The following is a 12,440-nucleotide window of genomic DNA, read 5'->3' as shown; positions in this document are numbered from 1 at the left end:
CTAGGCGCACCGCCCTGCGCAACCGCGGTGCGCAAAGCCCTCGCAAGGCATCTCAGGGGCGGCCCGCACCGCGTGCTCGGCGCCCTCGCCAAGGCGCCCGCGTCTGCGTACAGCCTGTTGGAGGACAGCAATGCAATCGACCGGACGGTGGCTGCTCAGGCCGCCCTCGCCGGAGGCCCGGGCCCGCCTCTTCTGCCTTCCCTATTCGGGCACGGGTGCCTCCTCGTACCGCCGATGGCCGACCCGGATCGGGCCGCTGGAGGTATGCCCTGTACAGCTGCCCGGCCGGGAGAATCGGATCCGGCACACCCCGTTTCGCACCGTGCCGGAGTTCGCCGCGGAGACCGCCGAGGCCCTGACTCCTCATCTCGACCGGCCCTATGTGCTGTTCGGACACTGCATGGGCGCCCTGTTGGCCCACGCGCTGGCCACCCGCATCGAGGACCTGGGACTGCCCCGGGCGACCCTGCTCGTGGTGTCGTCCGCCGCCGCGCCGCACCTGCACGCACAGCGGCGATACCGTGCTCCGGAGCCGGGAGTGAGCGGCATCTACCACCCGTCCATGACGGACGAGGAGTTCGCCGACGAACTGAACCACGTGTCGCAGGCGTTGGGCGGAGGAGAGATTCTGCCCGAGCTTCTCCCGCTGGCCCTGCGTGTCCTGAGGGCGGACGTGGAACTGTGCTACGGCTACCGGATCCCGGCGCCGCGTCCGGTGCACAGCCCGCTGACGGCCATCGGCTGGACCGCGGACCCGGAAGTGTCACCCGAGACCATGCATCAGTGGAACGCGTACGGGAACACGCGCCACCGGGTCCTGGAGGGCGGCAAGCTCAGCTATCTCGCCGCGCCCACGGCACTGACCCGTGTGCTGGAGGACGAGTTCGCCGACGCGCTGTCCGGCGCGACCACCACCACCGGAGGCGCACCATGAAGGCGCACGTGCCCAGCACGCTGAGCGAACTGTTCGAACGGACCGCGCTGCGGCACCCGACGGCCGTCGCCGTCAGCGACGGCGACGCCCGATTGACGTACCGCGAACTCGAAGAAGCCACCAGGGCATCGGCACGCGAGCTCATCGCGCGCGGGGTGTCCCCCGGGGACACCGTCGCGGTCCACATGCCGCGGGGAGTACCGGTGGTTGTCGCCGTGCTGGCCATCCTGCGGGCCGGCGCCGCCTACCTTCCCATCGACGAGGTGTATCCCGCACAGCGCCGTGACCAGATGCTTCGCGACGGCGCGGTGACCCACGTGCTCGTCGCCCCCGGCTGGGTGGAACGCATGGCGCAGACAGGTCTGTCCGTGCTGGAGTGGCCATCCACACCGAGTGGCCCGGCCGCCGACGGGTCCTGCGGTGATGTCGACGGCCGGGCCGCCGTACCGCCGGCGTCGCTCGCGCCTTCGCAGCCCGCCGGCGCGGCCTGCGTGCTCTTCACATCCGGCTCCACCGGAACACCCCGCGCGGTGGTGCTGGAACATCGACAGATGGTCGACTTCGCGCTCGCGGACACGTTGCCGCTCCTGCGCCCGGGGGACCGCACAGCGCAGTCGTCGAGCATCTCCTTCGACACCTTCACCTTCGAGGTGTGGCGTTCCTTCGCCGGAGGAGCGGAGGTCGTCGTGGTGCCGGGCATCCCGGAGCTGATGGAGACCGACCTCGGCAAGGAGCTTCGCCGACGCCGCATCACCGCCATGTTGGCCCCCGCCATCGCCCTCAACCACCTTGCCCGACACGACCGCGAGGCTCTGTCTGGACTGCGGTTGCTGTGTTCCGGCGGCGACGTCCTGCTCCCCGCGACCTGCCGTGCGCTGCGCGAGGGCGGCTTCACCGGGGAGCTGTTCAATTTGTACGGCCCCACCGAGGCCACCGTCGCGTGCAGCGGCTTCCCCGTGATCGACATCGCGCTTCTGGGAGAGCAGGTGCCGATCGGCCACTCCTTCGGCCGCGCCCGGCTCCACGTACTGGACGAGCGGCTGCGGCCGGTGCCGGCGGGCGTGCCGGGTGACCTGTACGTGGGTGGGCCAGGCGTCGGGCGTGGCTATCTCGGGCGCCCGGGGCTCACCGCACGGAGATTCGTGGCCGACCCGTTCGCCGGCGACGGCACGCGGATGTACGCCACGGGAGATCGGGTGCGCTCCGGTGAGGACGGCGCGCTGGAGTACCTGGGGCGTACGGACAGCCAGGTGAAGATTCGAGGTCACCGGGTGGAACCACAGGAGGTCGAACGGGCCCTGTGCCGCTACGAGGCGGTGTCGGAGGCGGCCGTCCTCAGCGACGGCGAACCGGGGGAGAAGCGGCTGGTGGCCTTCGTGGTCGTCGGCCGGGAGAACTTCCTGCTGCGGGAGCTGCGCGGCCACCTCAGGGCCACGGTGCCGGCTCATCTCGTACCGGCGGAGATCATCGTCTTGGACGCGATGCCTACGGACGCCCACGGCAAGAGGGACCGGCACCGCCTGGCGGACATGCTCGGGGATCATGCCTCCCGGCGCAACCGGTACGTGGCCCCGCGCACCGACACCGAACGTTTTCTCGCCACGATCTGGGAGGACCTGCTCAACGTCGAGTCGGTCGGCGTCCTGGACGACTTCTTCACGCTCGGCGGACATTCCCTCCTGGCGGTTCGGGTGCGTCTGTTGCTGCGGCGGCAACTGGACGTACCGGTCACCCCGGAAGCGCTCTTCGAGCACAGCGTGCTGGAGGAACAGGCCCGCCTGATCGACGGGCTGCGGAAGGAGGCGCTCACACCATGACGGCCATGGTGATCGACCTCGCCGACCTCGACCTGTTCACCGACGGGGACCCACACGAGGCATGGCGAGTCCTGCGCCGTGATCGCCCCGTCCACTGGAATGCCACCGGCGGCGACACCGCCAGTGGCGTGGGGCCGTCCGGGTTTTGGGCACTGACGCGTTATCAGGACGTCCACGACGCCTACGTCGACGCGGGCCTGTTCTCGTCCCGGTGGGGGACGGTGATGGGCGGGTCGCACAGGAGGGACGCGGACTCCGCGTCCGGCCGTATGCTGATCGCCTCGGACGACCCGCAGCACCGGCTGATGCGCCAGCAGGTGCACAGGGCCTTTCTGCCCGCTCTCATGGACCGGGCCCGTCGCGTTGTACGCGACTATGTCAACGCCGCGCTCGACAGGGTGCTGAAGGACGGCGGCGGTGATTTCGCCACCGACGTCGCACCCGAACTGCCGGCCGGGCTTTTGGCGGCGATGTTCGGCCTGGAGCGGAGGGACGCCCTGCACCTCCTCGCACTGACCCGCTCCATGATCGGATTCCAGGATCCTCGGTATCACAGCGACTCGACACCGCCGGCGGTGCTGGTCTCCTCCCAAGTCGAGATCTTCGACGTGATGATGGACCTGATGGAGACGAGGCGACGCGCCCCCTCGGACGACCTGGTGAGCATTCTGCTGGGAGCCTCGATCAACGGCCGTCGCTTCACCGAGGACGAGGTCCTGTACAACTGCCTGAACGTGGCGGTGGGTGGCAACGAGACGACCCCCTTCACCGCGTCCGCCGCCGTCCAGGCCTTCATGGACTTTCCCGACCAGGCGCAACGGCTGCTCGACGATGGCGGACTCCTGCCGACCGCAGTGGAGGAGATCTTCCGCTGGACGTCGACGAACGCCTACGTGCAGCGCGTCGCCACACGTGACGTCGAGTTGCACGGTCAACTGATCCGCGCGGGTGATCCGGTGACGCTGTGGAACGCGTCCGCCAACCGCGACGAGGAGAAGTTCCCAAACCCTGACCGATTCGACGTACGCCGCACACCCAACCGGCACATCGCCTTCGGGGTCGGTGTGCATCGGTGCATCGGGATGGGTGCCGCGCAGATGGAAATTGCGTTGCTCCTGAAGGAGATCGTGCGGCGGGGCATCACGTTCGAACCCGCCGGCCCGCCGGCCCGCCTCCGCTCCAACTTCATGCTCGGTCTCACCTGTCTCCCGGTCCACGCCACGGTGGCGCAGGACGCGTCGTGACCACGCCTCGGCGTCACGCGGACCACCTGCCGGCCTCCGGAGTGCCGGACGCCCGAGTGTTCAGAGAGGCGATGTCACGGCTCGCGGCGGCGGTGACGATCGTGACCGCCCAGGACGAGGCAGGAGGCTACTGGGGTTTCACCGCTACTTCGGTGACTTCGGCGTCCTCGTGCCGGTCCGTCACTGCCCACTCCAGGTTCCCGGAAGGGAAGAACCACGGCGCGCCGTCCCCGGCGAACTCAGAGTGTGCGCGCATACCCGCGAGGTTGAGCGCGAAGTACGGCTCCGGCTCCTTGTTAGCGCTGTTGAGTCAGGCGAACGAGTTCGCGGTGGTGCCCGCTCCGGGGTGATCCGCTTCGAGCACGCGGAATCCTCAGCAGAGTCCTGAAGGGCGGACCACTGGCCGAGATCAGAGGTAGATCGGCCACACCACAACAGCCACTCCAGCCCCTTTCGTCACGCTGTGCTCTGCAGGGCATCCATGCGATCGAATACTTCAGGGCGGATTTTCCCTGTTTGCGGGTCACTCCAAGTGGTTTTCTCCCGCACAGGGGATGTCGATGCCTTGACGAGAAATGGGTGGGTGCCGGTTTGTCGATGCAGTCGGCTCTTCCCGCCGAGTGGATCGGGTGGCTAGCATCCAACTGATCAGTGGGGCGGGCGCGAGTTGCTCGACGCAGACGGTGGAACCGCAATCCACTGGATTCTCAAGGTGAGAATCACTGCGGGGGATCTGGGGGAGCGGAGAGAAACGTCATCGTGCCACCAAAGGTGAATTTAGGAGTTTTCTCTCTCAGCTGGCCCATTTTCCTACAGCTGACCTTTACTTACTGCATGGGGCTTGTGGACACCTGGGCCCTGGGGCGTATATCGGACGCCGCCGCGGCTTCCGTCGGATCCGTCAACACAGTCACCACCTTTGTGTTGATGATGTTCTCCTTTCTGGGGCAGGGCGGCAGCCTCGTGTATGCCAGAATGCTTGGACAGGGGAAACACCGAAAAGTCCAGGAATGCTATTCAGTAGCCTTGCTCCTGCACATTCTGCTGGGTGTGGTCGCGAGCGCCGTCCTGCTCATATGGGCCAGGGAGATGGCGCAGCTGCTGGGCCTGCGAGGGCCGCTACTGAGTTATGGCACCACCTTCCTGCAAGTCGTGGGGGGAAGCTGTGCCCTGCACTCCCTGGTGGCCATGTTCGGTGGTGTCATGGCGGCGAACGGATTCACCCGAGCGGGCATGTTCGCCGCAGTGCTCACGAACATCGTCAACATCGTGCTGATCTACCTCCTGGTCCTGCTTCCGGCAGGGCCCCGCTGGGGCGTGCGCGGAATCGCGTTGTCCACAGCCCTTGCCACCGCGGCCGGACTTCTGTTCAGCGCGTGGCTGGTCTTCTTCAGAATTCGGATCCGGTTTCGGCGTCCGCCGAGTGCGGAGCGGCTGCGGGAGCACGGCGCGTTGCTCATGGCGTTCGCCCTGCCCACCATGCTGGAGCCGGCGTTCTGGCAAGCCGCCCAAATCACCACCACGCGCATCATCGCCGCCGTGGGCCCCGATGAGCTTGCCGCACGCATGTACACGCTGAGTATCACCAACATGATCGGTATGTTCGGCTCGGCGCTTTCGCAGGGACTGCAGATCGCGGTCGGCCATCTTGCCGGTGCCGGCGAACTGGACCGGATCAGACGCATCACCAGAACGACACGGCTGGTGGGGGTGGGTGTGGCCCTCACCCTGGCGCTTCTGGCCGGCCTGTCGGGCGGGTGGATCATGGATCAGTTCACCGATTCCCCGGAGGTGGCGGAGTCCGGACGCCTACTCCTGTGGTGCGGCTTGCTCTATCTTCCGGGTTCCTCTCTGATCATGACCACGGCCAGCACGTTGCGCGCCGTCGGCCATGTCACCTATCCGGCCGCCGTCGGAATCCTCGTCCTTTGGGGAGTCTTCATTCCCCTGGCGTACGCCCTCTCGCTGCCGCTCGGCCTCGCCATCATCGGTGTCATGATCGCCATGGCGATCGACGAGAATCTCCGAGCCCTCCTGCTCAGCATCCGTTGGCGACACATCTCTGCCCCCCAAAGGGCCCATCGCATCGTGGGGAAGCCGAAGAGCGCTCCCGTTGCCGGAAGCTGAAAACCCGCTGCCGTCAGCTCCTATATTTCCATGGAGAATCGTGTGAAAGTCAGCCTCGTCATCCCCACTTACAACTCGAAGGACCTTGTCGCTCCCTGTCTGGTGTCCCTGAATCATCAGCGACTCGATGAGGCCGACGAGTTCGAGGTCGTCCTGGTCGACGACGGTTCGACGGACGGCACCGGCGAGGTCGTCGACTCGCTGCCGCTCACCTACCGGATCCGGCGCGTTTATGTGCCGCGTACCGAAAAGTCCTGCCGCTCCGCAGCGCGGAACGCTGGAATCCGTGCGGCGGACGGCGAATTGATTGTCTTCGTCGACGGCGACCAGATCATCGACCCGCTCTTCGTTCAAGAGCACATCCGGTGTCACCGTGGTCGCCCCGCGATCGTGGCCATCGGCTTCCGGGACTACCAGGCGCCCGGAGCCGTCGATCTCGCCCTCCTCGAACGCTCTTTCACTCCTGAGGCTTTTCCCCCGGTCGCCGATCAGGACGAGCGTGCCCAGGTCACCGCCACCCTGTCGCAGAACATGGGCAACCTTGCCACCGGCTGGCACTTCTTCTACGGCTGCAACGTCTCCGTACGCAAGGAACACCTGCTGGCCGTCGGCGGGTTCGACGAGAACATACAAAAGTGGAGCTTCGAAGACGTTGAACTCGGCTATCGTCTGCACCGACGCGGCCTGGCCTTCGTTCACAACCTGTATTCCCGCGTATATCACCAGTTTCATCCCGAATCGGACCAGGAGCGCTACGCGGACTGGCGGGAAAACTTCGAGTACTTCACTTCGAAGCACCCGGAACTCGAAGTCAGGCTGCAATGGGTGCTCGACTCCTACTTCGATCCTGGTCGCACGAGCCGTCCCAGCTGGTTCGACGCCTATCTCCGCTTCGAGTTCGCGTGCCGAGCGGTCGCCGAGAGACTGCCGATCGGGCACTCGTACGAGGTCTTGGTCGTCGACGCGGACAATCTGGACAGCGCCGAACGAGAGATCGCCAGGGTCGGGGCGGCGCACGACCTGATCGTCGTCGACATCACGGACGACCGGGAACTGCCGACGGCCGTACAGGCGATGCGGACAGGACGGGAACTGCTCTACTTCAAGGAGCCCAGCCCGGAGCTGCTCCAGCAGGCAGCGAAGTCCTTCGGCTGCGCTGCGCTCCTCAAGTATGCGGCCGAGGTGTGAAGACGCCGATGACCACCTTCCTGAACGACTCCTTCACCGGCGACAGCACAAGCATCCACCGGTTGGTCGGGGAAGTGCGGCGGCACGAGGTCCCGGTGTACCGGTGCTCCCGGAGCCTCGCCAACCGAGCCCTGTCCGATTCCCTGGCCGAGGACGTCGGGCGGCTCGATCCGTCCGGCCCCGACTCCGTCTTCGCCGTGGATCCCCGTCGTGCGGCCGGCGATCCGGTGCCCTTTCTGCCCAAGTCGCGGCTGTGGACGCGGGACGAACAACGCATCGCCGTCGAACATTTCGCCCGCGTGGTGGCCGACGGCGAACTGACGAGCGGATCCGCGATAGGCGAGTTCGAGGACGCCCTGGCGGAGTTCCTCGCAGTGCCGCATGCGGTGGCGACCAGCAGCGGCACGGATGCCCTGATCATCGCCCTGCGAGCGGTCGGCGTCAGCCACGGCGACGAGGTCATCATGCCCGCGAACAGCTTCGCGGCCACCGAGAACGCCGTATGGGCCTGTGGCGCCACCCCGGTCCTCGTCGACATCGACCCCGTGCGCCACACTCTGGACCCGGCTCTCGTCGAGACCGCCATCACTCCCAGAACCAGGGCCATCCTCCCCGTCCATCTCTACGGCCGCTTCGCCGACGTCCCGGGCCTTGCGGAGATCGCCCGTCGCCACGGCCTGGGTCTTGTGGAGGACGCGTGCCAGGCCATCGGCGTCACCGGAGTCGGACAACACTCGGACGCAGCTGCGCTCAGCTTCAATCCGTACAAAAACTTCGGACTGACCGGCAAGGCCGGCGCCGTGGTGACCCGTGACGCTGAAGTCGGCGTATCGGCACGGAGGTTCGCCTACCACGGCTTCGACCCGGAGCGGAAGAATGTCAAGGAGGATGCCTTCGGTCTGAACGCCAAGATCGACAACTCGACCGCCGCAGTCGCCCTCGGGCTTCTTCCACGCCTGACCCTGAACAGCTACCGCAGGGCCTTCCTGGCCAAGCGCTATCTCGACGCCTTGGAGGAGCTCGCGGCAGATGGCACGGCTGTCCTGCCCGCCTTCACACCCGACCACGCGTGGCATCTGTTTGGCGTGCAGGTAGCCGCCGGACGGGAGGCGAGGGACGCAATCCAAGCACGTATGCGGACGGCTGACGCAGTGGAGACGGACATCTACTACCCCGTACTCACCCACCGTCAGCAGACACCGTTGCACCGCAAGCATTTCGCACACGTCGCCCTGCCCTTGACGGAGCAGGTCCACGCGAGGGTTCTCCACCTGCCACTGCACAACAATCTGTCCCTCTCCGAACAGGACCGAGTGATCGAAGCCCTGCATGCCGCATTCCGTGCCACCGCTCACTGACATAGGCCCGCTGCCGACAGCGTCAACCGTCCGGACCGTGGTGTTCTCCGACTTCGACGAGACGTACCTGGCGCACAGCGGCACACCTGAACAGGTGCGTTCTCGGCAAGCGCTGGAGAACTACCTCGAGGACGCCGGCGAGCGGCACGGGCTGCTGTTCGGCTGGGTGACCGGCAGCTCGTTGTCGTCCGTGCTGGGCAAGGCCCGTCGGCACGGCCTCCGTTTCCTGCCGCACTTCATAGCCTGCTCGCTCGGCACCGAGTTGCACGTCATCAGCGAGGCGGGGATACAGCCGGAGCCGGGCTGGCAACGGCGGATGCTCACCACCGGCGAGCACTTGGAAGGCCTTGCGGAGGAGGCCTTCCGGGAACTGCGCACGCGGGGAGTGCCGCTCGTTCCACAGTCCTGTCGCGCTCCCGGCAGCCGCGTGATCAGTTACTACTACTTCGCGCAGGATCCCGAGCGGGACGCTCGTCAACTCGCTCTGATCAGGCGCACCGCGGACAGGCTCTCGCTCGGTGTGAACCTGAGCCGCTGCAATCCGGCCGCCGGGGATCCGGACGACTGCTATGACGTCGACTTCCTTCCCCGGGACTGCGGCAAGCGTCACATTGTCGAGTACATATGCCGCCTGTACGCGGTGAGTGAGGCGGACGCTTTCGCCTTCGGGGACAGCGGCAACGACCTGGAGATGCTCACCGCCGTCGGCCGGGGACTTCTGGTCGGGAACTGTACCGAGGAGGCCCGAGCCCGGTATCCGCAGGTGTCCGCGAGATCTCACGCCGACGCAATCTTGTCCGAGCTCAGGGGGGTTCTACCGTGATGCGAGTGGGAATCATAGGCGCCGGCAACATCGGCCACATGCACGCCGAAGCGGTGGCGGCCTGTGAGAACACGTTATTGACAGGCGTATTCGACCTGGACCGGGAGAGAGCACAGTCCTTGGCCCGCGCGTCGGGAACGGTGGCGTTCGCGTCCCCCGACGAGCTGTACAAGGCGTCCGACGGTGTGGTGGTCGCCTCGCCGAACCGAACACATGCCGACTACGCGCGTGAGGCGGTCGCGTACGGCAGGAGCGTGCTGTGCGAGAAGCCCATGGCAGTCTCCCTGCTGCAAGCGGCCGACATGCGCGCCCTGGCCGCGGTCGCACCAGGCGTGTGCGCCGTGGGATTCAATTACCGCTACCTCAACGTGATCCGAGAAGCCCGCAATCGCATCGGTGAAGGGATGCTCGGACGCGTCGTCCACGTCGACGTCGCTTTCAAACGTGCCAGCGCGCTCACCCGTCAGCACTTCACCTGGCGCGACAGCGCGGCGGAAGGCCATACCAGTGGCGCACTCGGTGACCTCGGAGTGCACTTGATCGACATGCTCCATCACCTCTTCCGGAGCCCCGTCGATCTCGCGAGCTGCCAAGTCGCGCTCCGGACGAAGGTCGCCGCCAAGGGCGGTCACGCCGTGGAGGTGGACGATCATGCTTTCGTCAGCGGCCGGATCGAGGGCGGCCCGTCCTTCACGCTGACCGCTTCCAAGGCCTCACAGCCCGAAGAGACCGGGTTCACGCTGGCTGCCATGGGAAGCCGCGGCGACCTTTCCCACGACTCGCAGGACGGTCCGGTCCTTCATCTGCGGACCGGGATCGACTGGGAGCAGGTGAAGCTCCTCGGGCCCAGCCGGCTCGACGATCCACGGGGAGAAGTCACCGGCTGGGGAGACTCCTTCCTCGACCAACTCCACGACTGGGCCGGTGCCGTAACCGCATCCCAGAGATCGGGAACTCTGGCAGACTTCGAGGACGGCTACCAGGCCCAGCAGGTTCTGCAAGAACTGCTCCGGATCGGAGGACGCATGTGACCGGACGGTCCCAAGGACAACGCCCCACGCTCGAGGACGTGGCCCGGCAGTCCGGGGTGTCACGGTCCACCGTGTCGCGCCTGATCAACGGCTCGCCGCGAGTGAGCCCCGCGGTCGCCGAACGTGTTCGCACCGCGGTGGCCGAGCTCGGTTACGTGCCCAACCAGGCCGCCCGGAGCTTGGTCACCCGGCGAAACGACGCGATCGCTGTCGTGGTGACCGAGCCGCAGAATCGCCTCTTCGTCGACCCGTTCTTCGACCGGCACCTGCGCGGCATCCGTCAAGAACTCGTCCGCCAGGGCGCGCAGTTGGTGCTGCTGCTGATCGAGGAGCCGGACGACTACCCGCGCGTGGGCAACTTCCTGGGCGGCGGGCACGTCGACGGCGCACTGCTGTTCTCGTTGCGCGGGGACGACCCGCTTCCGGAGATGGTCGATCGGATGGGCCTGCCTGCCGTCTTCGGCGGGCGCCCGGTCCTCAGCCCGGAGGACCGCGGTCACCGGTACACGTACGTCGATGCCGACAATCGCGGCGGAGCCCGGGAGGCCGTCCGCCATCTGGTCGCGCAGGGACGCGAACGCATCGCAACCATCACCGGCCCGCTCAACCAGGCGGCCGCGGTCGACCGGCTCGACGGCTACCGGGACGTGCTGCCGGACAGCGCACCCGATCTGATCGTCGAGGGCGACTTCACCTTGCGGGGCGGGGTGGACGCCATGGCCGAGCTGCTGGCCCGGTGTCCCGACCTGGACGCGGTCTTCGCCGCGTCGGACCTGATGGCCTGTGGCGCGCTGCGCGTACTGAAGGAGCACGGGCGCAGGGTCCCTGAGGACGTCGCTGTCATCGGTTTCGACGACCTGCCACCACTTGTGGAGACCACCGAACCGTCACTGACGACCGTGCACCAGGACATCGAGGGCATGGGACGCCTGATGGCGCGTCTGCTGTTCGAACGGATCCCGGCCACGCCCCTGGACGATGGCGACCACTCGCTTCACCGTGTCATCACTCCCACCCGGCTGATCCTCCGGAAAACGGCCTGATCAACGGGGTCCGAGGGCCGTGCAGTGGGGTGTGAGACACCTGTCGGCGAGGAGGGTTTTGGTGGCGGCGGGGCTGTCGGCTTCTCTCGGTGTCCCCGCCGTGACCGTGTGGGGCCTGACGCCCCAGGCACCAACTAGGTACCATCGATGTATGCCATCACTGAATGTGTCCTTCACCGACGAAGAGCTCGAGGGTGTGCGCGCGGCTGCCGCGGCCGAGGGCAAGAGCCTCAAGCAGTACCTGCACGACCTCGGCGTCCGCGAGATGCAGCGCAAGCAGTTCGTCGCTGGGGCTACCGCGTGGGCCGACCGGTTGCGGCGTGAGTTCGACGACGCGTTCGCCGACGAGGTGCCGCCGTCCGAGCGCCGGGACGGGGCCGCGGCCGCCTGATGCACTTCTATGTCGACGTCTCCTGGCTGCTCGACGTCCAGGAGGCCGCCCTCGGCCGTGAGGACATGTCGGTCTCGGACTACTCCGCGCTTGTGGCGGCGATCGCCCGCCACAAGACCAAGCTGCCGACGCTCGCCGCAGCTGACCCGGACGCCGCGTGGCGGGCGGCCGCGCTGATGCACACCATCGTGCGCCTGGAGCCTCTCCCGCACCGCAACAGCCTGTTCGCCGCGTTCATCGCCGCCCAGTACATGGACCAGTCCGGTGAGGGCATCGACCCGCCCTACGGCGCCCTGTCCGACCTCGTCAGCAAGATCCGCGACACCCGCCTCGGCATCCTCGCCGTCGCCGACCAACTGCGCACCTGGAAGGTCTGACCCGCCTCAGCCGGGCAGGTAGAACCCCTAGAACCCCTGGCTGGACGGGGGAGGCCGGCCACCGCCCGCCCGTACTCGGCTGACCTCCGCCGTCTGCCCACCGTGGC

General features: G+C 67.0%; 12 protein-coding genes. 11 read left to right on the top strand and 1 reads right to left on the bottom strand.

Translation table 11 applies throughout. The annotated features are described in order from the left end of the window. The first annotated feature begins 130 nt into the window (after positions 1–130). The 3 genes from GTY58_RS04490 to GTY58_RS04480 are packed head-to-tail and all read left to right on the top strand — an operon-like array spanning position 131 to position 3,995. Positions 131–934 (top strand): alpha/beta fold hydrolase, encoded by an 804-nt coding sequence (locus GTY58_RS04490; protein WP_010982278.1) that lies wholly within the window; start codon positions 131–133, stop codon positions 932–934. Further along, on the top strand, positions 931–2,751 hold the full coding sequence (locus GTY58_RS04485) for an amino acid adenylation domain-containing protein (protein WP_063774042.1): 1,821 nt from the start codon (positions 931–933) through the stop codon (positions 2,749–2,751). The genes GTY58_RS04490 and GTY58_RS04485 overlap by 4 nt, the downstream gene beginning before the upstream one ends. Then, complete coding sequence (locus GTY58_RS04480; RefSeq protein WP_037650657.1) at positions 2,748–3,995, top strand: cytochrome P450; 1,248 nt, start codon at positions 2,748–2,750, stop codon at positions 3,993–3,995. The genes GTY58_RS04485 and GTY58_RS04480 overlap by 4 nt, the downstream gene beginning before the upstream one ends. Positions 3,996–4,122: 127 nt before the next feature. Here GTY58_RS04480 and GTY58_RS41260 read toward each other — a convergent pair whose 3' ends face one another. Beyond that, entirely contained in the window at positions 4,123–4,251 is a 129-nt protein-coding gene (locus tag GTY58_RS41260) for a hypothetical protein (protein ID WP_255253747.1), read from the bottom strand. Positions 4,252–4,694: 443 nt separating this feature from the next. Between GTY58_RS41260 and GTY58_RS04475 the strand changes: the two genes are divergently transcribed. From GTY58_RS04475 to GTY58_RS04440, 8 genes are all read left to right on the top strand, one after another. Further along, positions 4,695–6,122: an MATE family efflux transporter gene (locus tag GTY58_RS04475; protein ID WP_107083240.1), complete on the top strand. Its 1,428-nt coding sequence runs from the start codon at positions 4,695–4,697 to the stop codon at positions 6,120–6,122. 42 nt (positions 6,123–6,164) lie between these two features. After that, complete coding sequence (locus tag GTY58_RS04470) at positions 6,165–7,310, top strand: glycosyltransferase (protein WP_010982273.1); 1,146 nt, start codon at positions 6,165–6,167, stop codon at positions 7,308–7,310. Positions 7,311–7,507: 197 nt separating this feature from the next. Further along, positions 7,508–8,668: a DegT/DnrJ/EryC1/StrS family aminotransferase gene (locus tag GTY58_RS04465; protein ID WP_244905193.1), complete on the top strand. Its 1,161-nt coding sequence runs from the start codon at positions 7,508–7,510 to the stop codon at positions 8,666–8,668. Between the two features lie 37 nt (positions 8,669–8,705). Next, on the top strand, positions 8,706–9,491 hold the full coding sequence (locus GTY58_RS04460) for an HAD-IIB family hydrolase (protein ID WP_242432293.1): 786 nt from the start codon (positions 8,706–8,708) through the stop codon (positions 9,489–9,491). After that, positions 9,491–10,522 (top strand): Gfo/Idh/MocA family oxidoreductase, encoded by a 1,032-nt coding sequence (locus tag GTY58_RS04455; RefSeq protein WP_048894531.1) that lies wholly within the window; start codon positions 9,491–9,493, stop codon positions 10,520–10,522. Before GTY58_RS04460 ends, GTY58_RS04455 begins: the two co-directional genes overlap by 1 nt. Continuing rightward, entirely contained in the window at positions 10,519–11,565 is a 1,047-nt protein-coding gene (locus GTY58_RS04450) for a LacI family DNA-binding transcriptional regulator (RefSeq protein WP_010982269.1), read from the top strand. The genes GTY58_RS04455 and GTY58_RS04450 overlap by 4 nt, the downstream gene beginning before the upstream one ends. Before the next feature lie 151 nt (positions 11,566–11,716). After that, positions 11,717–11,956: a hypothetical protein gene (locus tag GTY58_RS04445; protein ID WP_037650653.1), complete on the top strand. Its 240-nt coding sequence runs from the start codon at positions 11,717–11,719 to the stop codon at positions 11,954–11,956. Continuing rightward, on the top strand, positions 11,956–12,333 hold the full coding sequence (locus tag GTY58_RS04440) for a hypothetical protein (protein WP_010982267.1): 378 nt from the start codon (positions 11,956–11,958) through the stop codon (positions 12,331–12,333). The genes GTY58_RS04445 and GTY58_RS04440 overlap by 1 nt, the downstream gene beginning before the upstream one ends. The last annotated feature ends 107 nt before the right edge of the window (positions 12,334–12,440 follow it).

This window comes from Streptomyces sp. SID5469, from assembly GCF_009862865.1.
Taxonomy (GTDB): domain Bacteria; phylum Actinomycetota; class Actinomycetes; order Streptomycetales; family Streptomycetaceae; genus Streptomyces; species Streptomyces avermitilis.
The sequence above is the reverse complement of the archived record's forward strand: the minus strand, read 5'-3'. Positions and strand labels throughout refer to the sequence as shown.

Excerpts from the sequence above, each read along its gene's own strand:
- GTY58_RS04490 (WP_010982278.1), top strand. The coding sequence starts at position 131 with ATGCAATCGACCGGACGGTGGCTGCTCAGGCCGCCCTCGCCGGAGGCC.
- GTY58_RS04485 (WP_063774042.1), top strand. The coding sequence starts at position 931 with ATGAAGGCGCACGTGCCCAGCACGCTGAGCGAACTGTTCGAACGGACC.
- GTY58_RS04480 (WP_037650657.1), top strand. The coding sequence starts at position 2,748 with ATGACGGCCATGGTGATCGACCTCGCCGACCTCGACCTGTTCACCGAC.
- GTY58_RS41260 (WP_255253747.1), bottom strand. The coding sequence starts at position 4,251 with ATGCGCGCACACTCTGAGTTCGCCGGGGACGGCGCGCCGTGGTTCTTC.
- GTY58_RS04455 (WP_048894531.1), top strand. The coding sequence starts at position 9,491 with ATGCGAGTGGGAATCATAGGCGCCGGCAACATCGGCCACATGCACGCC.
- GTY58_RS04445 (WP_037650653.1), top strand. The coding sequence starts at position 11,717 with ATGCCATCACTGAATGTGTCCTTCACCGACGAAGAGCTCGAGGGTGTG.
- GTY58_RS04440 (WP_010982267.1), top strand. The coding sequence starts at position 11,956 with ATGCACTTCTATGTCGACGTCTCCTGGCTGCTCGACGTCCAGGAGGCC.